Origin of the sequence: Pseudomonas frederiksbergensis (assembly GCF_003732665.1) — a bacterium.
In the GTDB taxonomy this organism is placed as follows: Bacteria; Pseudomonadota; Gammaproteobacteria; order Pseudomonadales; family Pseudomonadaceae; genus Aquipseudomonas; species Aquipseudomonas frederiksbergensis_G.
The window spans coordinates 1-303 of the sequence record NZ_MOBP01000218.1; the positions used below are offsets into that span (position 1 = coordinate 1).

General features: G+C 61.7%; 1 protein-coding gene. It reads left to right on the top strand.

Translation table 11 applies throughout. The annotated features are described in order from the left end of the window. A partial coding sequence (locus tag BK665_RS33900; protein WP_148053308.1) for an NAD(P)H-dependent flavin oxidoreductase occupies positions 1–303 on the top strand: 303 nt, incomplete at both ends.

Below are 303 nucleotides of genomic sequence, written 5' to 3' on the forward strand. Positions count from 1 at the left end.
ATCGCGGGATGTTTCTCAGCGATGATTTGAGCAGTCAGGTGGGGACTTTCGCATTGGTGCCGCAAATCGTCGATGCCGTGAAAGTGCCGGTAATTGCTGCGGGCGGGATCACTGATGCGCGCGGAGTGGCCGCCGCATTTCACTTGGGCGCCTCGGCGGTGCAAGTGGGTACGGCGTATTTGTTTACACCGGAAGCCAAGATCAGCGCGGCCCACCACAAGGCGTTGCGTACGGCCAAGGAAAGTGAGACGGCGCTCACTAACCTCTTCACCGGGCGCCCCGCGCGAGGCCTCCTGAATCGGG